We start from the raw sequence: 19,666 nt of genomic DNA, 5'->3' as shown, positions 1-19,666 counted from the left end.
CCCCGGAGAAGCGAAAGCCGAGGAAACATCCGCGGGGAACCCCTCTCCTGCATCGAAGTCGGCTGTTGCCGACTTCGACACTCCGAGTGCTGATTTCGGGCAAGCCCGAGATCAGTGAGAGGGGCAGGGGTGAGGTGTAGGCCCCTGGACCAGTGGGGCATGAAGCTCACGGCGGCCGCCGTTAGGTCCCGGCCAAAGCGTCCAACGGCCAACCCCTCACCCTGCCCTCTCGCCGATCTCGGCTGTTGCCGAGGATCGGTACTTTGGGCGTTGAAGTCGGCAACAGCCGACTTCAATGGGGAGAGGGTTCCCCGCGACTGCTGGATCAGCGCTGTTTCTCAAACCCCGCCTTTGACGCCCTGCGGCGGCTTGGAATCCGCCGGCACGAAGAAGTCCGGCATCAGCGGCACCGACGGATCGACGCGATAGGGCGTGAAATCGGTGACGCCCTCGCCGGCCATGAAGCTGTCGTCGATCAGGAAATGGCCGGAGAATTCGCGCGAGGGCTTCGAAAAGACCATATGCGCCGCATCTGCGAGGATCTCGGGGGTGCGACTGGCCTGCACCATCTTGTCGCCGCCGAGAAGGTTCTGGACGGCCGCGGTGGCGATGGTGGTGCGCGGCCAGAGCGCGTTGACCGCGATGCCCTTGGGGGCCAACTCGCCCGCCAGCCCTAGCACGCACAGGCTCATCCCGTATTTGGCGATGGAATAGGCCAGATGCGGCGCGAACCAGTGCGTCTTCATGTCGAGCGGCGGCGATAGCATCAGGATATGCGGGTTCTGCGCCTTCTCCAGATGGGGAATCGCGTATTTCGAGACCATGAAGGTGCCGCGCGTGTTGATCTGATGCATCAGATCGAAGCGCTTCATGTCCGTCAGCGAGGTATTGGAGAGCTGGATCGCGCTGGCATTGTTCACGACGATGTCGATGCCGCCGAAGGTCTCGGCCGTCCTGGCGATAGCCTCCGCGACGCTCTGCTCCTCGCGGACATCGACCATCAGCGGCAGGCATCGGCCTCCCGCCGCCTCGATCTCGGCGGCCGAGGTGTAGATCGTGCCCGGCAGCTTCGGATGAGCCTCGGCCGTCTTGGCGGCGATGGTGACGTTGGCGCCGTCCCTCGCCGCGCGAAGGGCGATGGCGAGCCCGATGCCGCGCGAGCCGCCGGTGATGAAGAGCGTCTTACCCTTGAGCGACATCGTCGCCTCCCGTTTTATCATTGATGAGGTAGCGGCCGGGCTGTGAGCCGTCCCGGTCCGTGAATCCGTAGAGCCGCGCCAGATCAGCGACATGCAGCACCTGCCCGGCATGGCGCGAGACCTGGGGGTCGGCGGCGAGCGCCGCCACCGCGCGGCCGGCATAGAGCGGGGTTTCGGTGGTGTCGCCCGCCAGCCCGGCGTCACGGACGCGCTCGGTCAGGACATGGCCGGGTGAGAGGCCGAGCGCCGTGACGCCGAAGGGGGTGAGTTCCTGCGCCATCGCGAAGCTCAGCCGGTTCGCCGCCGTCTTCGCCACGTCGTAGAAAATGTCGCCGAGATAACCCGGGGCTGTGTCGAAGCTCACCGTCACGATCAGGCCAGAGCGCATCTGCACCATTGCCGGCGCGACCGCCCGCGCCAGCAGCAACTGGGCATAGACGCCCGCCTCGAAGCTCCGCCCGAGCCGCGCAGCCGGGCGGCGCCAAAAGGGCGTGCCATAGGCGGAGCCGTCCGGATAGCGTTCGCCGTCATAGCCCTCGTTGCCGCCCCACACCGCATCGACGACGCAATCGAGCCGCCCGAAACGTCTGAGCGCCCAGGAGACGAGGCCGTCGACCTCGCGCTCGCTGGTGTGGTCGCAGCGATAGGGATGGCCCTTGCCGCCGGCCGCCTCGACCTCTCGCGCCGCATCCTCGAAGGTCTCGGGCCGCTGGTCGGTATGGGGGCCTGCTTCGCTCGAGCGCCCCGTGACGATCACGGTCGCGCCCGCCTCGCCCAGCGCGCGCGCACTGCCGCGCCCGACGCCGCGCGACGCGCCGGCCACGAGGCAGATGCGGTTGGCGAGGGGAAAACCGGCGGGCGTCATCGGCCCGCCATCCCAACAGGCTCAAAGGCCGCGGACCCGGCTAGCCAACCCAGTCCATCATCTCTATACCGCCCCTCCCCCGAAACAGGAGCCAATCCATGGACAGCACAGACGCCGGCTCTTTCTGGGAGGCCAATGCCGAAACCTGGACGAGGCATGCGCGCGCCGGTTACGACCTTTATCGCGACGCGCTGAACACACCGGTGTTCCTCGCGAGCCTGCCGCCGATCGCGGGACTGGACGGCCTCGACATCGGCTGTGGCGAAGGTGGCAATACCCGCAAGCTCGCGCAAGCCGGGGCGCGGATGACCGCGATCGACATCGCGCCGACCTTCCTTCGCCATGCGCGGGAGGAGGAGGCGCGGGAGCCGCTCGGCATCCGCTATCAGGCCGGAGACGGCACCGCCCTGCCCTTCGCCGATGCGAGCTTCGACTTCGCCACCGCCTTCATGTCGCTGATGGACATGCCGCGCCCGGACAGGGCCGTCAGCGAGGCGGCGCGCGTCATTAGGCCCGGCGGCTTTCTGCAATTCTCGATCCTGCACCCGTGCTTCACGCCGCCTTATCGCAAGGTGCTGCGGGAGGAGGACGGCACGGTCCGCGCCGTCGAGGTCGGCCGCTATTTCGACGGCATCGACGGCGAGATCGAGAGCTGGCGCTTCGGCGCGGCCCCGCCCGAGGTGAAGGCCAGCGTCGAGCCGTTCCGCGTGCCGCGCTTCCACCGCACGCTGAGCGAATGGGTCGCGCTGATCGTGGCCGCCGGGCTCGTCATCGAGCATATGGCCGAGCCGCGCGTCGATGCGGCGACGGCGCAGGCGCAGCCCTATCTGGCGGATACCCGCGTGGCGCCGCTGTTCCTGCATGTGCGGGCGCGCAAACCGGGCTGAGGCTCGAGAAGCGCGACCCTCGTCGTCATCGCGAGCCCCAGCGAAGCAATCCAGGGGGCTCCAGCGCTCAGCCGCCCCGGGATTGCTTCGCTGCGCTCGCAATGACGGCTCAGTCACGCGGCGAAGACCGCGGCGGCATCGGCGACGGCGCCGGCGCCTTCCGTCACCGCCAGCTCCAGCGCCGGCGCCTCGGTCGCGACGCATTCGGCAAAGAAGCGGGCGGTGGCGAGATCGGCGGCGCTGTCGGCCTCGCTGCGGGTCGCCAGCGCCTTCCTCGCCAGCCCGGTGCCGCCCTGCGCCAGAGCGAAGAGCTTGAGATAGGGCGTGGCGCCGGCCAGGGCGTCGGCCTGGCTCGTTCCCAGAGTGGCGAGCATCCACTGCGTCGCGCGCTCCAGTGCATCGACGGCGGCGCCGAGGCGCGCGGCGCTGTGGCCGAAGCCCGGCGTATTGGCGCGTTCGACCTCAGCCACCACATCGCGCATCTCGCCGATCAGGGCCTTCACCGCCGCGCCGCCCGACAGAGGCAATTTGCGGGTGACGAGGTCGATGGCCTGGATGCCGTTGGTGCCCTCGTAGATCGCGGCGATGCGGGCGTCGCGCAGATGCTGGGCCGCGCCGGTCTCTTCGACGAAGCCCATCCCGCCATGCACCTGGATGCCGGTGGAGGCGACCTCGATGCCGGTATCGGTCGCATAGGCCTTCGCCACGGGGGTGAGGATTGCCGCCCGCTCGGCCGCGACCTTGCGCCCGCGCTCGTCCGGCTCACGATGGGCGCGGTCCAGCTCGGCGGCGACGCGATAGGAGATGGCACGGGCCGCCTGCGTCTTGGCGCGCATGTCCATCAGCATGCGTCGTACATCCGGGTGGACGAGGATGGGGCTCATCGGCGCGCCTTTGGGCGCATCGAGCGCGGTGCCCTGCTTGCGTTCGCGCGCGAAGGACAGCGCCTGCTGATAGGCCCGCTCGGCGATGGCGACGCCCTGGAGCGCGACGTTGAGGCGGGCATTGTTCATCATCGTGAACATGCAGGCGAGGCCGCGGTTCTCCTCGCCGATCAGCCAGCCGATCGCGCCGCCCTTGTCGCCGAAGGCCATGGAGCAGGTCGGCGAGGCGTGGATGCCGAGCTTGTGCTCCAGCCCCGAGCAGCGCAGATCGTTATGAGCGCCGAGCGAGCCGTCTTCGTTCACCAGGTATTTCGGAACGAGGAACAGCGAGATCCCGCGCGTGCCGGCCGGGGCGTCGGGCAGGCGCGCGAGCACGAGATGGATGATGTTCTCCGTCAGATCGTGCTCGCCATAGGTGATGAAGATCTTCTGGCCGGTGATGCGATAGGTGCCGTCCGGCTGGCGCTCGGCCTTCGAGCGCAGGGCGTTGAGGTCGGATCCGGCCTGCGGCTCGGTGAGGTTCATCGTGCCCATCCATTCGCCGGAGACGAGCTTGGCGAGATAGGTCTCTTTCAGATGCTCCGAGCCATGGGTGTGGATGGCCTCGATCGCGCCGACGGTCAGCAGGGGGCCGAGCGCGAAGGCGAAAGCGGCGGAGTTCCACATCTCGATGCAGGCCGATTGCAGCAGGGTCGGCAGGCCCTGCCCACCATAGGCTTCCGGGCCCGGCAGCGCGTTCCAGCCCGCATCCGCCCAGGCGCGATAGGCCTCCTTCCAGCCCGGGGGGGTGGTGACCTCGCCATCCGCCAGCTTGGCGCCATAGGCGTCGCCGACCCGGTTCAGCGGCGCGATGACGTCGGCCGCGAATTTCGCGGCCTCCTCCAGCACGGCCTCGCCGACCCCGCCTTCCAGTTCCGGTGCGAGCCCCTCGGCCTGCAGGGCGTCGAGCCCGCCGACATGGCGCATCGTCGCCAGCATGTCGGAAACCGGAGCCTGATATTGCATGGTCGTCTCCCTTCGGTCCGGTTTCCCGATAGTTCGGGCGTCCGGCACCGTTTTTTGCCGTTGCCGCGATGGTAGCGAGGAACTATCCCCTTCGCCATGCGCAGGGCCGCGACCTTCGGCGGAGAAGCCGCGCACAGACTTAGTTTATATGTAAACAATATCCGGTCAATCGTGTGAACGAGCCTCGCAAGACCAGGCGCCTCGGCGCGGACGGGACGGGCATCGCCGAGGCGGCCGCGCTTTTGCGCGCGGGCGGGCTCGTCGCGCTGCCGACCGAAACCGTCTATGGCCTGGCGGCGGACGCCACCTCCGGGACTGCGGTGGCGGGCATCTACGCCGCCAAGGAGCGCCCGAGCTTCAACCCGCTGATCGCGCATCTGCCCGATCTCGAGGCGGCGCGGGCGCAGGGCGTGTTCGACGCGGCGGCTGGTGCGCTCGCCGCAGCCTTCTGGCCCGGCCCGCTGACGCTGGTCGTGCCGGTCTCGCCCGGCTGCACGGTGAGCGAACTCGCCCGGGCGGGCCTTTCTTCGGTCGCGCTGCGCGTGCCGGCCCATCCGGTGGCGCTGGCGGTTCTGCAAGCGGCCGGCCGGCCGATCGCCGCCCCTTCCGCCAATCGCTCCGGCCGCATCAGCGCCACCAGCGCCGCCCATGTGCTGGCCGATCTCGACGGGCGGATCGACGCGGTTCTGGATGGCGGGCCGACCGAGGTCGGCGTCGAATCGACGATCGTCGCCTGCCTCGAAGCCGGCCCGACGCTGCTGCGGCCGGGCGGCGTGCCGCGCGAGGCGATCGAGGCCGTGCTCGGCCGGCCATTGGCGGATGCGGGCACGGCGGGCCATGCGCCCATCTCGCCGGGGCTGCTGGCGTCGCATTATGCGCCGGCGGCGAATGTGAGGCTTGATGCCGAAGGGCCGCGCGCCGGGGAGGCCTGGCTCGGCTTCGGGCCGGACGCGACACAGTGGCCCGTCGCGCTCAATCTCAGCCCCTCCGGCGATCTGCGGGAGGCCGCCGCCCATCTCTTCGGCCATCTGCGCCGTCTCGACGAAGCCGGCTGCGACACCATCGCCGTGGCGGCGATCCCGCAGGACGGGCTCGGCGAGGCCATCAACGACCGGCTGAGGCGGGCCGCAGCGCCGCGCTAGCTTTTCATCGGTCTAACTTGCAACGACGCAAGATTTCGGGTTGCGTGCGCATGAAAGGACGTGCGCGATGAATCCGAAGCTCGCCTGGGACGATTTCCGCCTGGTCAAGGCGATCGCCGACCATGACGGGCTCACCGGCGCGGCCGCGGCGCTTTCCGTCAATCATTCGACCGTGTTCCGCCGCCTCGGCCAGATCGAGGATCTCATCGGCATGCCGCTCTTCGAGCGGCGCAAGACCGGCTATGTCGCGACAGTGGCCGGGGCCGAGATGGCCGCGCTCGCCGGCCGCATGGATGAGGACGTCACCGCCTTTGCGCGGCGCCTGGCGGGGCGGGACGTCGCACCGGCCGGCGAATTGCGCATCACCACCACCGACACGCTGCATCTGCATGTGCTGATTCCGATCATCGCCGCGTTCCGCTCCCAGCATCCGGCGATCAGGCTGGACGTGGTACTCGGCGGGCAGGCGCTGAACCTGTCGAAGCGGGATGCCGACATCGCCATCCGCGCCAGCGATTCGCCAGGCGAGACGCTGGTGGGCCGGCGCGTGGCGACTCTGGCTTGGGCGATCTACGGCCGCGTGGAAGACGAGGCTCAGGCGGGTGGCGATCCGCGTTCGCTGTTCCAGCGGGACTGGGTTTCGCTCGGCGACCAGCTCTCGCATCTGAAAGCCGCCCGCTATGTGCGCGAGCATGTCGAGCCGGAGCGGATCGCGATGAAATCCTCGGCGGTGCTGGGCCTGACCGAGGCGGTGGAGCGCGGGCTCGGCATCGGCCCCCTGCCCTGCTTCATCGCCGATCAGCGGCCCGGCCTCAGGCGCCTGTCGCCGCCCAATCCCGATTTCGCGACGGGGCTGTGGGTTCTGACCCACCCCGATATCCGCCATGTGCCGCGCGTGCGCGCCTTCATGGATTTCTGCAGCGCCGAGCTGATGCGGCTGCGGGCGCTGTTCGAAGGCACCGGCTGAGGCGAGTATAACCTCAGGCGGGCTGCGGGGCCGCCCGCTCGACGGGACGCTCGACGATCGGCAGGTTGATCAGCGCGGAGGCCACGCCAAGCGCGACCGACAGCCACCAGACGAACTGGTAGTTCCCCATCGCCTCGTAGAACACGCCACCGAGCCAGACCCCGAGAAAGCCGCCGACCTGATGCGAGAAGAAGGCGAAGCCATAGAGCATCGCCATGTATTTTGTGCCGAACATCAGCATGACCAGCGAGGAGGTCGGCGGCACGGTGGAGAGCCAGAACAGGCCGATGACGACGCCGAAGGTGATCGCCGTGAGCGGGCTCGCCGGCAGCATGATGAAGGCGGCGATCGCCACCGCCCGGCCGAGATAGATCCAGGCCAGCAGATGCCGCTTGGGCATGCGGGTCGAGAGCCAGCCGGAGGAGAGCGAGCCCACCGCATTGGCGAGGCCGATCACCGCGAGCGTCCAGCCGCCGACCCAGGCGGGCAGGCCGGCATCCTTGAGATACGCCGGCATATGCACTGTGATGAAGGCGAGCTGGAAGCCGCAGGTGAAGAAGCCCAGCACGAGCAGCACATAGCTGCGATGCCGGAAGGCCTCGGTCAGCGCCTGTTTGACCGACTGGTTCGGCAGGTTGGCCGCTGCTGCGGCGGCGGCCGTGCCGGTGCGTCTCGTCGCCAGGACGACAGAGATCGGCAGGATCGGCAGCAGCGTCACCGCGAACATGACGAGCGCCTGCTGCCAGCCGAGGGTGTCGATCAGGATGTTGCCGATCGGCGGGAACAGGAACTGGCCGAAGGAGCCCGCCGCCGTGCCGGCGCCGAAGGCCATGGGACGCCACTGTTCCGGCAGCAGCTTGCCGAAGGCTGCGAGCACGAGATTGAAGGAGCAGGCCGAAAGACCGAAGCCGATGAGCACGCCCGCGCCCAGATGCAGCTGCAGCGGCGTCGTTGCATAGGCCATGGTTACGAGGCCGGCGGCATAGAGCACGGCGCCGACGCAGAGCACGCGCACCGTACCGAATCGATCCGCGATGGCGCCGGCGAAGGGCGCGCCCAGCCCCCAGAGCAGGTTCTGGATCGCGAGAGCCAGGCCGAAGGTGTCGCGACCCCAGTGGAACTGGAGCGTCATCGGCAGCTGGAACAGCCCGGCGCTTGCGCGCGGGCCGAAGGTGATCAGGGCGATGAGGCAGCCGGCCGCCACGATGATCTCGGGCGCATAGCCGCGGCCGGGGCGCGCTGGGATGTCGGACATGGGCTGCGCTCCGGCGGATGATGTCGTAGCAGGATAGCGAGGAGCCCGTGCGCCGACTATTGCGTTTTCGTGAAGCCGGACATCACGGGCGAAGATGGCCGGGTTGAGCGCCGTTAACCGCCGCTCAACCTTACCGTGAGGATAACAGAGGGCGAAAGGTTCATCGGCGCGAGTCGGCCTTTCGTCCCATGTTCCCGTAACGGGCCGTCGCTTTGAGTCATTTGCGTCTTCACAGGCACAGGCGTGGCAAGCCCCGGCTCGGGCTGCGATGGGCTGCCGGGACGACGGCGCCCTGGGCCCTCTCCATGGGGCTGCTAGTGTCCTTCACCGCATCCGCCGGGCAGAATTTCGGGCCGAGCGGCCTGCCGCAGACCACGATCGGCCGCAGCGAGCCGGCGCCCGCCTCGGAACTCGCCGAAGGCCCCTCCATGCTCGTCGCCGCCAGCGCCTTCCGCTTGCCGGGGCTGGCGCTCAGCTCGGCGATCGTGCGCACGCATCTGTCCTTCGAGGATCCCGAGCGGCGGATCGTGGTCGATCCGCGCCAGCCGCGCGAGGATCTCAAGCGCGCGGCCGGCAGCTTCCCGCAAGTCGACCGCAGCGCCAAGGGCGACCTGCTGCCGAGCCTGCGGCCCGGCATCTCCGGCCACCCGTCGCTGGAGCTGGAGCGCGTGGTCTTCGGCGACACTCAGCCCAAGCTGATCTCTGGTGGCTTCATCGAGGGCCCGCGCGCCGGCGAGCTGGACCAGCCCGGCGGCTTCGAGCCCTATGCGGCCGATGAGGGTTTGACGGACCCCGCCTTGTCGGATTCCTCGCCCGTCTCGCTGAAGCCGCGCATCACCTCGGCGCGACAGGCCGAACTGCATCTGGAAAGCATCGACGGCTCCTCGCCGCTCGTGCCGGCCGCCTCGCAGCGAGCCTCGTCCACGCCGTCCTCCCGGATCGCGATGGCGGAGACGACGCCGGCCGCCTTCTCGGGCCATGTCGCGCGGCCGGGAGACACCCGCATCGCGCTGGCGGCCGCCCCTGCCGCGCGCGATCTGCGCCTCGCGCTGCCCGGCGAGCGTCAAATCTATACCGGGCTGATCGCGCCGCAGGATATGGCCCGCGAACAGCGCTGCCTCGCGGAGGCGGTGTATTTCGAGGCGCGCTCGGAATCCTTCGACGGTCAGGCCGCCGTGGCGCAGGTCGTGCTCAACCGGGCCAAAAGCGGGCTTTACCCCAGCAGCATCTGCGGCGTCGTCTACCAGAACTCGAACCGGTATCTATCCTGCCAGTTCACCTTCACCTGCGAGGGCAAGTCGCTGCGCATCACCGAGCCCGCCCCCTGGCGCGACGCGGTGCGCATCGCGCGCGAGGTCTATGAGGGCACGCTCTACCTCGCCGAAGTCGGCGCCTCGACGCATTATCACGCCAGGTATGTGCGCCCCGGCTGGGCCAAGCGGCTGAAGAAAATGGACACGATCGGCCAGCACGTCTTCTACCAGCTGCGTCCGGGACAGACCTGAGCGGGCCAGCAGAGTGGGGGCCGGTCCCGGAGATGCGCGCGGAAAACCGCTCAAATCGCTGCGATTTCATTGACCAAGCGGAAAACTGGGTAAAGCGCCTGCGCCTTGCGGGACTGGTTAATTTTACCTTGTTTTAGCGTTTACCTTGCGTTCATCACGGCAAACCGGCTTTCTGGCTGCAACGAAACGGCGCGTGACGCCGGGCAGACAGGGTCAAGGCTCGCAGATGATGGGTTCGCGTTCTTCGCGGCTTCTGGCCGCCTCGGCAGTCTCGGCCGCCCTGCTGACGGGCATCGGCGCAGCCCAGGCCGGCGGCTGCCGTGGCTCGGCCTGCTACAACCTCGTCACCGCCCCGCCGGTCTACGGCACGGTCGACGAGACCGTGCAGGTCCGCCCGCCGCAGGTGCAGCACCGCGTCGTGCCGGCCGAATACGAGACGGTGGTCGATACGGTGATGATCGCGCCGGAGCGCCGGATCCCGCATTATCGCGCAGCGAGCTATGAGACCGTCACCGAGAAGGTGATGATCGCGGCCCCCAGCCGCCGCTGGCAGGTCACCCGCGACGCTTACGGCAATACCGTCGGCTGCTGGGTCGAGGTTCCGGCGCAGTATGGCTATCAGAGCCGCCGCGTCGAGGTGGCGCCGGCCAGCGTGTCCTACGAGACGGTTCCGGCCGTTTACGGGCAGCGCCCCCGCAAGGTGATGGTGCGCCCGACCGAGGTTCTGCGGGAAGAGATTCCCGCAGCCTATGAAACGCGGCAGCGCCAGGTTCTGGTCAGCCCCGGTTCGCAATACTGGTCGCGCTCTCGCTAGTGAGCCGACCGCAGAGTTCCATGTAGACCCTTTGTATCACGGAAAAGACCACTTTACCCCGGCCTCGCGCCGGGGTTTTTTCTTGGCCGGTGCATGGCGTCGTTCAGCCGTTCTGCGCGCACGTCATTCGCTGACGCGGCGCAGCGAACAGCCGAGACGTTCAGGGTCAAAAGCTGGAGTATCATCCGGCGGCAGATGCTTTGGTAGAGCCCAAGCATGACGCCGCTCTCAGAGCACGCTGAGTTTTCGTGGAAACACCCCGTCATCCCGGGCTTGTCCCGGGATCCACGAAGGGCCCCTTGCTCTATGATGGCTTCCGGAGCGGCGCTGCTTCGCAGCTTGTCCGGAATGACGGTCTGGTTCCGTGCGAAATCAGCACGCTCTTAAAAGGAGCGCTCGCCGAGTAGAAAAACGCAGACGCCGATGACGAAGGCCAGGAAGCGGGCCGGCATGCCGACAAGCGTGCCCGGTCCGCGCCCGAGCGCCAATCCTGCGGCCAGTTCCGCCAGGCCCAAACCCAGCAGCACGATCACGAAGGGCGGAAAGGCTCCGTCGCGCGCGACGAAGCCCGATGTCGTGGCGAAGGCCACGACGGCGCCCAGCACCGCACCGAAGGCGATGAACAGGATTTCGCTGCGCGACAGCCGCATCGGGATCAGCGGCGCCGGAAGTTCTGGCGCGGCGGGCCACCCGGAGCCGGTCCGGCGGTCTTCTGGCGGAAATTGATACGGCCGCGATCGAGATCGTAAGGCGACATCTCGACGATGACGCGGTCTCCCGCGATGGTGCGGATGCGGTTCTTCTTCATCTTGCCGGCGGCATAGGCCAGGATGATGTGATCATTGTCGAGCTTGACGCGGTAATTGCCGTCCGGAAGCACCTCGACCACGGTGCCGTCGAATTCAAGCAGTTCTTCTTTCGCCATCTGTCGTCCTTCGTGAGCCCGGAGGCGCTGAGGGGCGGCCGCTGCGCGAAGCGCGGCCAGCCCCAGTTCTGGCTGCGTGCGCTTAGCGCGCGCGCCGCCGGGCGCCGTTGGAGCTTGGGTGCTGTGTTCTTTGCTGCAAGAACGCGACGCCGCCAAGCCCTTCTTTCGCGGAAGAGCCGTCTTTTCGCGGCGCGGCGGCCTCGGAACGCTGGTTGCGCTGCGGCTGCGACGCGCGCTCGGGGCGCTGGGCCTGTTCGGGACGCGCCTGCTGCGGACGGCCCTGACCCTGCGGGCGAGGCTGGCCCTGGCGCTGCTCGCCCTGCGGGCGACCCTGCCCCTGCGGACGGCCCTGCTGCTGGCCGCGCCCGCCGCGCTGGTTCTGCGGCGGCTTCTTCGGGGTACGGCCATCCCAATACGGCACCTCGCCGATCGGGGTCGGCTTGACGCCAGTCAGCTTCTCGATCGCGGCGAGATCGCCGCGCTCTTCCGGCGTGCAGAAGGCGATGGCGATGCCGGCGGCACCTGCGCGCGCCGTGCGGCCGATGCGGTGGACATAGCTCTCCGGCACATTCGGCAGGTCGTAGTTCACGACATGGCTGACGCCGTCGACATCGATGCCGCGGGCGGCGATGTCGGTCGCGACGAGGATGCGCAGCGAGCCGTCGCGGAAGGCGCCGAGGGCACGCTCGCGCTGGCCCTGGCTCTTGTTGCCGTGGATCGCGGCGGCGTCGATGCCCGACTGCTCGAGCTGGCGGACGACCTTGTCCGCGCCATGCTTGGTGCGGGTGAAGACGATGGCGCGGTCGAGCTCGGGAACGTTCAGCGTCTTGGCGAGCAACGCGGGCTTGTTGCCCGGCTCGGTGAAGATCACGCGCTGGTCGATCTTCTCGGCCGTGGTGGCGACGGGCGTCACCGCGACTTCGACCGGGTCGGTGAGATAGGCGGAGGCGATGTCGCGGATCGGCTTCGGCATCGTCGCCGAGAAGAGCAGCGTCTGGCGCTCCTTCGGGATCAGCGTGGCGATGCGGCGCAGAGCATGGATGAAGCCCAGATCGAGCATCTGATCGGCCTCGTCGAGGACGAGGAACTCGATCTCGCGCAGGGAAACCGCGCGCTGATCGACCAGATCGAGCAGGCGGCCGGGCGTGGCGACGAGGATGTCGATCTTCTCGCCCAGCGCTCGGATCTGCTTGCCGACGGGCACACCGCCGAAGATCACCGTCGATTTCAGGGTGGTGAACTGGGCGTAGGAGCGGACCGAGGCCTCGATCTGTGCCGCCAGCTCGCGCGTCGGCGACAGCACCAGCACGCGCACGGCGCGGGGCGACAGGCGCCGCGGGGCGGCCAGGATCTTGTGCAGCATCGGCAGGGTGAAGGCCGCCGTCTTGCCGGTTCCGGTCTGGGCGGCGCCGAGCAGGTCGCGGCCCTTCAGAATATGGGGAATGGCCTGCGCCTGGATCGGCGTCGGCGTCTCATAGCCCTCGGCCGCGAGCGCCTTCAGGAGGGGCTCGGCCAGTCCGAGTTCGGTAAATTTGGTCAAGAAATGTCCTTCCGGACGCCGAGCTGCGAGGGGCACATGTGGGAATCGGCTGCGCCGCAGCCTCGCATTCGGCCATATCGAAAATCGGACCCGCCGGCGAACCGCTAGCCACAGCGCCGGCAGGCCTATCGTGTCGAAGGGGCGGCGGGGACGCCGCCCTCAGGCCTTGTCAGGCGACGGCGAGGTTGCCGGCCGAGGTCTTGCCGGTCTTGCGATCGGCGACCATCTCGTAGGAGACGACCTGACCTTCGAGAAGCTCGCGCAGGCCGGCGCGCTCGACGGCGGAGATGTGGACGAACACGTCCTGGCCGCCGTTCTCAGGGGTGATGAAGCCGTAGCCCTTGGTGGAGTTGAACCACTTCACGGTGCCCTTGTTCATAGGGGTATTCCTTACGTTTCAGATCCGCGTGTCGATGAAGACATGACGCGACGCGCGGACGCCTCGCCATGGCCTTGTAGCGATGTGTGGTGGATCTGATTCGTGACCGTCACGCCCCGTGAGGAACGCCCGGTAGGAGTGGCCAGAACCCGGCCGCATCTCGTCTTACAGCTGCGGTTATAGCGCAAAAGGGCGGCGCGGTCCAGTGCGGCGCCGATTCGGGCTCGGCAGGCCCGCGCCGGGTCCGTCCCCGAACGGTTTTTCGCGGCTCAGCGCGTGCCGAACATGCGGTCGCCCGCATCGCCGAGGCCGGGCACGATATAGCCGTGGTCGTTCAGCCGCTCGTCGATCGCCGCCGTCCAGATGCGCACATCGGGATGAGCGCCGCGCAGCCTCTCGATGCCCTCCGGCGCGGCCAGCAGGCAAACGAAGCGCAGATCCTTCGCGCCGCGCTCCTTCAGCCGCTCGACCGCCGCCACGGCCGAATTGGCCGTCGCCAGCATCGGGTCCATGACCACGATCATGCGGTCGGCGATGTCGGAAGGCGCCTTGAAATAATACTCGACCGCCTGGAGGGTATCGGGGTCACGATAGAGCCCGATATGGGCGACGCGGGCGGCCGGGACTAGCTCGAGCATGCCGTCGAGGAAGCCGACGCCGGCGCGCAGGATCGGCGCGAAGACCAGCTTCTTCCCGGCGATGACCGGCTGCATCGAGCTCTGCAGCGGCGACTCGATCTCGACCAGCACGGTCGGCAGGTCGCGCGTCACTTCGTAGCAGAGCAGCATGCCGATCTCGTTGAGGAGCTGGCGGAAGCTCTTGGTCGAGCGGTCCTTCTGGCGCATCAGCGTCAGCTTGTGCTGCACCAGCGGATGATCGACGACGGTCACACCGTTCTGTTCGGTGGTCATTCGGCTTGTCCCCTTTGCCTCTCGTTCATGCTGCGAGGGCGTTGAAACACCACGTCATCCCGGACGTAGCGAAGCGCAGCTCCGGGATGACGGCGTGGTTCGCTTCGAACCCGTCATGCGTTCAAAATACCGTGCCGTCGCTGACGATGGCGAGCGGCGGGCCGCCATCCACACGCTTTTCGCGGGCGATGCGGCGCCCGGCCGCCCAGGTTCCGCCTTCCAGCACCTTCGCCAGCGGCAGATCCTCCGGCGTGCGGCCGAGGCGCTCGCGCACGGCGGCGCCGATCGCATCCAGCAGGGCGACGGTGAGCGCGCGCCATTCCACCACCAGGGCCGAGGAGACCTCGTGGGCTTTGGTGCGGTCCGCCTCGTGCTTCAGCGCGATCACGCCGCTGTCGAGGAGGAGCCCGCCATTGCGGTATTCCGGCAGGCCGGTGAGGTCGTCCACGTCGACGACCGAGATGCCGGCCCATTGCAGCGGCTCGATCAGCGAATAGGTCAGCCATTGCGAGAGCTTGTGGAAGGGCACCAGCCCGGCCGACGGCCCCTCGCCCCCGATCAGCGGGTGGCGCCAGCTATCCCCCAGCGGCACCCCGGTCACCGTCAGCCGCGAGGGCCAGATGCCGCCGAACGTGCCCAGCACTTCGCCGAGCAGGCAGGGCGCGCGCACCGTGCCGGTCTCGGCCGCGGCGGCGAAACGGTCGAAGAGGGCGCCGGGACGGCCCAGCCCCTGCCGCTCCAGCTCCTCGCCCAGCCGGTTGAGCAGCGCGGCGCGCCCCTCGACGGCGAGGAGCAGATTGCCCGGCCCGGCCTGGAAACCCTGCGCCAGCGCCGCCGCATCGAGCCGCTTCAGCCCCTTCGCATCGGCACGGTAAGGATCGGCGGGATCGGAGGAGAACAGGCCCGCGGCGAACATGTCGAGCGAGGCGAGCGCCAGCCCTTCCGAACGGCCGATGGCACGGCCCGTCGCCCCGTCGCGATAGCGCCAATCCGCTCCAGCGCCGGCATCGAGCAGCACGCTGACGATGGCGAGGTCGTAGGCGGCGCGGCCGCGCGCATGCGCATCGGGAAAATCCGCCTCAGCAGCGAGTTTTCGCCAGCGGTCATCGCCGTCCAGCACGAAATGGCGCCAGCGCGCATGGAAAGGAATGTCCAGCGTCGGATAGTTCGCGCGGATCGTGTCCAGCACGTAATCGGCGCAAGCCTCCAGCCGCTCGGGATGGACGGTGAAGTGGAGCAGGCGGCCAGCGCGGCCGAGCTCGAGCATCTCATGGGCGCGCGCGCGGACGGCGGCGGGCTTGAGCAAGGCGCGCACCGCCTCGGAATTCCGGTCAGGCATGGGCTCAGAACTTGTCGAGGTCGCGGCCGACCGTGGCCTTGAGGGCGTTGTCGCCCGGCGCGCCGTCGGGCGAGTAGTAACCGGCGGCCTTCTTGGCCTCGATCTCGACCGAGGCGTCGGGCGGGATCAGCTCGGGCGGGATGGCGACCCGCTCGCCGATCTCGATGCCGCTTTCGACCATGGCGTCGTATTTCATGTTCGACATCGACATCAGCCGGTCGATCCGCGTGATGCCGAGCCAGTGCAGCACGTCCGGCATCAGCTGCTGAAAGCGGGCATCCTGCACGCCGGCGACGCATTCGGTGCGCTCGAAATAGGTCGCGGCGGAGTCGCCGCCCTCCTGACGCTTGCGGGCATTGTAGACGAGGAACTTCGTCACCTCGCCGAGCGCCCTGCCCTCCTTGCGGTTGTAGACGATGAGGCCGACGCCGCCGCTCTGGGCCTCCTTCACGCATTCCTCGATGCCGTGGGTGAGATAGGGCCGGCAAGTGCAGATGTCGGAGCCGAACACGTCCGAGCCGTTGCACTCGTCATGGACGCGGCAGGCGATGCGCTTCTTCGGATCCGACAGGGCCGAAACCTCGCCCATGACATAGGCGGTGATCGAGCCGATCGGCGGCAGGAAGACCTTCATGTCCGGCCGCGTCACCAGTTCGGGATACATGCCGCCGGTCTGCTCGAAGAGGGTGCGGCGCAGCTCGTTTTCGGTGGTGCCGAAACGCTCGGCGATGCCCGGCAGATACCAGACCGGATCCACCGCGATCTTGGTGACGGAAATGTCGCCGGACGAATGCAGGATATGGCCATCCGCCGCGAGGCGGTGGGCGCCCATCGCCGCCAGGATCTCGGGCAGGTTGAGCCTCGCCTTGGTGATCGCGATCGAGGGGCGCACATCGACGCCCTCCCCGATAAGCCCGCCGAAATCCTGCGCGACGCTGTGGCCGAAGGGGTCGAGCGAGACGATCTTCTTGGCATCGGCCCATTGCGGCTGCGGCGGCACCTCGGCGGTGGGATGGGTGTTGGTCAGATCGGGGCGCTGCGAGGGGTTCATCGCGCGGGCCGAGATCGCGAGCGCGCGATAGACCGAATAGGAGCCGCCATGGGCGCCGATGACGTTTCGATCGGCCGGGTTGGTGGTGGAGGCGATGATCGGCCCGCGCTCGGCGGCGCTGGGCGCGCCCCATCGGATCGGGAAGCGCGCGACCGCGCTGCCGGGCTCGGGATGGGAGGTGAGCCTGATATGGCCCGTGCGGTTCGGCGCGTTCATCGCTGCTGCCCCTGCGAAGTCCTGCAATAGCAAAGGGCCCCGGACGGTGGCGTCCGGGGCCCTCTGGACCTCACGAAGTCTGGACCAGCATCGAGGCGTCGTCAATTGCGGCGCAGCATGACGGGATGATTGCCAAAGCCCTCATCCTGAGGAGCCGCGCCAGCGGCGTCTCGAAGGATGTTTCCTGACGTTCGGGAGCCCTCTGGAGCGCCCTTCGAGACGGGCCTTCGGGCCTCCTCAGGACGAGGGCTCGAGGGGCCGATCAGTCGCTCAGAATACGGCGAGATAGCGCAGCAGCGAGATGATGCCGATCACGATGACGATGATCTGGACGATGTTCTTGATCTGCCCGTCGAGCGGCAGCATGCGCACCAGATAGAGCACCACACCGATGACGAGGATGGTGATCAGCAGGGAAATGAGGATGTTCATTGCAAATTCTCCGTCTCACGGCCGGATGCCGGCCCCCCGGGCAGCCGCCGCGACGCATTCGCAAACGGTGTCGGCCCGGAGAGGAGAACGTCGCTGGGCGGAATTAGGTTCCGCTGCGGGAGTTTGCCGGCGAAGGGGTTGCCTTCCCCGGGAGTGGGCAAAGAACCGCGACATGGAACCCCTCTCCCGGATGGGAGAGGGGCAGGGGTGAGGGAAGGCCATTAGACCATTAGAGCATCGACCTTACCGCGGCAGCGGTCAGGTCACGGCCACAACGTCCGACGGCCGACCCCTCACCCCTGCCCCTCTCCCTCCGGGAGAGGGGTTCCCCGCGTTATCCGTGCCCGATCCGGCGATGCGGTCGAAATCCGCGACCGCGCGCGTCGCCTGGCGCAGCTGGTTCAACAGCTTCAGGCGGTTGGCGCGCTGGGCCGGGTCGGGGTCGTTCACCGTGACCTTGTCGAAGAAGGCGTCGACGGCGGGACGCAGCTCAGCGAGCGCGGCCATGGCGCCCTCGTAATCCTCGGCGGCGACGGCGGCTTCCGCCTTCGGCGTCGCCTGGCTCAGCGCGACGGCGAGCGCCTTCTCCTCGATCAAGCCGGCCTCGGCGATGAGCTGGAGATCGGGAGTGCCGGCGAAAGCGCCCTCCCCGTCCTTCTTCTCCTCGGCGCGCAGGATGTTGGCTGCGCGCTTGTAGCCGGCGAGCAGGTTCCGGCCGTCCTCGGTGTCGAGGAAGCGGCCGAGCGCACCGACGCGGCGGGTGATGAGGAGGAGGTCGTCGTTACCGGCGCCGCCCTCGCCCAGCACGGCGTCGACAAGATCATGCCGCGCGCCCTGGTCGCGGAGCATGACCTTCAGGCGGTCGTGGAAGAAGGAGAGGAGGTCTTCCACCCGCTCGTCAATCGCAGCCCCATAGCGCGGGTGATCAATACGTAGGTTCGCATCATGGTCGAAGTTGCCTTCTGAAATTTCTTCATCGGGCACCTCGGGCACTAAGCCGATTGACCTACGACTGACAAACTCCTGAACCAAGTCGGCATCAGCAATATCAGATAGATTTGCTTCGTCCCGTCGGAGAGCATCAAGGTAGCGATCTTGGGCAATCTTTAAAGCCATTTGGTTTGCCCGAACGAGGATATCGGATTTCAATCTGACCGCATTCTCCACTACCAACCGAATAACCCCCAACGCCGCGCGCCTCAGCGCATAAGGGTCCTTGCTCCCGGTCGGCTTCTCGTCGATGGCCCAGAAGCCGACCAGCATGTCGAGCTTGTCGGCCAGCGCGACCGCCACCGAGACCGGATCGGTCGGGACCCGGTCGGAGGGGCCGAGCGGCTTGTAGTGCTCCTCGATCGCGGCGGCGACGCTCGGGTCCTCGCCCTGCAATTCCGCATATTTGCGGCCCATCAGGCCCTGCAGTTCCGGGAATTCGCCGACCATCTCGGTCGGCAGATCGGCCTTGGCGAGCTTGGCGGCGCGCTCGGCCTTGTCCGGATCGGCGCCGACGATGGGGGCGAGTTCCCGCGCCAGCGCGGCGATGCGCTGGACGCGCTCGCCTTGCGTGCCGAGCTTGGCGTGGAAGACGACGCCGAGCTTGTCGAGCTTGGCCATGCGCTGATCGAGCGGCTTCGACAGATCGAGGCCAAGCTTCTCGGCGCTCTCCTTCAGCGTCTCGAGATCGGGCAGAGCGCCGCGATCGGTCTGCCAGAAATAGGCGGCGTCCGAGAGGCGGGCGCGCACGACGCGGCCATTGCCGGCGGTGATCGCCTGCCCGCCATCGCTGGCGATCAGGTTCGAGGTCAGCAGGAAGCGGTTGGCGATGGCGCCCGTCGCCGGGTCGCGCAGCACGAAGCATTTCTGGTTGGCGCGAATGGTGGCGCGGATCGCCTCGCCCGGGATTTCCAGAAAGCGCTCCTCGAAGGAGCCCATCAGCACGACCGGCCATTCGACGAGGCCGGCGACCTCCTCCAGCAGCCCCTCATCCTCGACCAGGTCGAGCCCCTGCGCGAAGGCGAGGTTGCGCGCGTCGGTGAGGATGATCTCCTTGCGGCGGTCGGCATCGAGCACGACCTTCGCCTTCTCCAGCGAGGTCATGTAGTCGTCGAGGCGCTTCACCGTGATCGGCCCCGGCGCATGGAAGCGGTGGCCATAGGTGACATTGCCGGAGACGATGCCGTCAACCTCGAAGGGCACGATCTCGGTGTCCTCGGTCTCGGCGCCGAAGGTGCAGAGGATCGAATGCAGCGGGCGCACCCAGCGCAGGCTGGCGCCGGCCGCCGAGGCCTTGCCCCAGCGCATCGATTTCGGCCAGGGGAAGGCGCGGATCACCGCCGGCACGATCTCGGCGATG

Annotated in this window: 18 protein-coding genes; 5 read left to right on the top strand and 13 right to left on the bottom strand. The window is 68.0% G+C overall.

What is annotated here, in order from left to right:
• Positions 1-338: 338 nt before the first annotated feature.
• Positions 339-1,199 carry an SDR family oxidoreductase gene (locus ACOJTB_RS09310; RefSeq protein ID WP_420102248.1) on the bottom strand — a complete coding sequence of 287 codons (861 nt, stop codon included), beginning with the start codon at positions 1,197-1,199 and terminating at the stop codon, positions 339-341.
• Entirely contained in the window at positions 1,183-2,064 is an 882-nt protein-coding gene (locus ACOJTB_RS09305; protein WP_420102247.1) for an SDR family NAD(P)-dependent oxidoreductase, read from the bottom strand. Before ACOJTB_RS09305 ends, ACOJTB_RS09310 begins: the two co-directional genes overlap by 17 nt.
• A gap of 98 nt (positions 2,065-2,162) precedes the next feature.
• Between ACOJTB_RS09305 and ACOJTB_RS09300 the strand changes: the two genes are divergently transcribed.
• The gene (locus tag ACOJTB_RS09300; RefSeq protein WP_420102246.1) at positions 2,163-2,951 is read left to right on the top strand and encodes a class I SAM-dependent methyltransferase; all 789 of its coding nucleotides are present in this window, start codon (positions 2,163-2,165) and stop codon (positions 2,949-2,951) included.
• 113 nt (positions 2,952-3,064) lie between these two features.
• Here the strand turns inward: ACOJTB_RS09300 and ACOJTB_RS09295 are convergent, their stop codons facing one another.
• On the bottom strand, positions 3,065-4,840 hold the full coding sequence (locus tag ACOJTB_RS09295) for an acyl-CoA dehydrogenase (protein ID WP_420102245.1): 1,776 nt from the start codon (positions 4,838-4,840) through the stop codon (positions 3,065-3,067).
• Between the two features lie 173 nt (positions 4,841-5,013).
• On the opposite strand from ACOJTB_RS09295, the gene ACOJTB_RS09290 reads away from it, so the two are divergent.
• Together ACOJTB_RS09290 and ACOJTB_RS09285 are read left to right on the top strand one after the other, a co-directional pair.
• Positions 5,014-5,982 carry an L-threonylcarbamoyladenylate synthase gene (locus tag ACOJTB_RS09290; RefSeq protein ID WP_420102244.1) on the top strand — a complete coding sequence of 323 codons (969 nt, stop codon included), beginning with the start codon at positions 5,014-5,016 and terminating at the stop codon, positions 5,980-5,982.
• Between the two features lie 67 nt (positions 5,983-6,049).
• Positions 6,050-6,949 carry a LysR family transcriptional regulator gene (locus ACOJTB_RS09285; RefSeq protein ID WP_420102243.1) on the top strand — a complete coding sequence of 300 codons (900 nt, stop codon included), beginning with the start codon at positions 6,050-6,052 and terminating at the stop codon, positions 6,947-6,949.
• A gap of 13 nt (positions 6,950-6,962) precedes the next feature.
• On the opposite strand, the gene ACOJTB_RS09280 is transcribed toward ACOJTB_RS09285, so the two are convergent.
• The gene (locus ACOJTB_RS09280) at positions 6,963-8,204 is read right to left on the bottom strand and encodes an MFS transporter (protein WP_420102242.1); all 1,242 of its coding nucleotides are present in this window, start codon (positions 8,202-8,204) and stop codon (positions 6,963-6,965) included.
• Positions 8,205-8,509: 305 nt separating this feature from the next.
• Between ACOJTB_RS09280 and ACOJTB_RS09275 the strand changes: the two genes are divergently transcribed.
• Entirely contained in the window at positions 8,510-9,709 is a 1,200-nt protein-coding gene (locus ACOJTB_RS09275; protein WP_420102241.1) for a cell wall hydrolase, read from the top strand.
• Positions 9,710-9,938: 229 nt separating this feature from the next.
• Positions 9,939-10,523: a hypothetical protein gene (locus tag ACOJTB_RS09270; protein WP_420102240.1), complete on the top strand. Its 585-nt coding sequence runs from the start codon at positions 9,939-9,941 to the stop codon at positions 10,521-10,523.
• Positions 10,524-10,906: 383 nt separating this feature from the next.
• Here ACOJTB_RS09270 and ACOJTB_RS09265 read toward each other — a convergent pair whose 3' ends face one another.
• The 9 genes from ACOJTB_RS09265 to glyS form a co-directional block, all read right to left on the bottom strand.
• Positions 10,907-11,173 (bottom strand): hypothetical protein, encoded by a 267-nt coding sequence (locus ACOJTB_RS09265; RefSeq protein WP_420102239.1) that lies wholly within the window; start codon positions 11,171-11,173, stop codon positions 10,907-10,909.
• Positions 11,174-11,178: 5 nt separating this feature from the next.
• Positions 11,179-11,448 carry a translation initiation factor IF-1 gene (gene infA, locus ACOJTB_RS09260; protein WP_420102238.1) on the bottom strand — a complete coding sequence of 90 codons (270 nt, stop codon included), beginning with the start codon at positions 11,446-11,448 and terminating at the stop codon, positions 11,179-11,181.
• 82 nt (positions 11,449-11,530) lie between these two features.
• Entirely contained in the window at positions 11,531-12,988 is a 1,458-nt protein-coding gene (locus tag ACOJTB_RS09255) for a DEAD/DEAH box helicase (RefSeq protein ID WP_420102237.1), read from the bottom strand.
• 169 nt (positions 12,989-13,157) lie between these two features.
• A complete protein-coding gene (locus ACOJTB_RS09250; RefSeq protein WP_420102236.1) occupies positions 13,158-13,367 on the bottom strand; it encodes a cold-shock protein in 210 nt (69 codons plus the stop codon).
• Positions 13,368-13,636: 269 nt separating this feature from the next.
• Entirely contained in the window at positions 13,637-14,278 is a 642-nt protein-coding gene (gene upp, locus ACOJTB_RS09245) for a uracil phosphoribosyltransferase (RefSeq protein ID WP_420102235.1), read from the bottom strand.
• A 121-nt stretch (positions 14,279-14,399) separates the two neighbouring features.
• On the bottom strand, positions 14,400-15,617 hold the full coding sequence (locus ACOJTB_RS09240) for a URC4/urg3 family protein (protein WP_420102234.1): 1,218 nt from the start codon (positions 15,615-15,617) through the stop codon (positions 14,400-14,402).
• Positions 15,618-15,621: 4 nt separating this feature from the next.
• The gene (locus ACOJTB_RS09235) at positions 15,622-16,884 is read right to left on the bottom strand and encodes a GTP cyclohydrolase II (RefSeq protein WP_420102233.1); all 1,263 of its coding nucleotides are present in this window, start codon (positions 16,882-16,884) and stop codon (positions 15,622-15,624) included.
• A gap of 270 nt (positions 16,885-17,154) precedes the next feature.
• Entirely contained in the window at positions 17,155-17,316 is a 162-nt protein-coding gene (locus ACOJTB_RS09230; RefSeq protein ID WP_420102232.1) for a Thivi_2564 family membrane protein, read from the bottom strand.
• Between the two features lie 258 nt (positions 17,317-17,574).
• Positions 17,575-19,666: glycine--tRNA ligase subunit beta (glyS, locus tag ACOJTB_RS09225; RefSeq protein WP_420102231.1), on the bottom strand; the 2,092-nt coding region annotated here is incomplete at its 5' end.

The sequence above is a fragment of the Allobosea sp. genome (genome assembly GCF_048595345.1).
In the GTDB taxonomy this organism is placed as follows: domain Bacteria; phylum Pseudomonadota; class Alphaproteobacteria; order Rhizobiales; family Beijerinckiaceae; genus Allobosea.
This window is presented reverse-complemented; position numbering and strand designations above follow the sequence as displayed.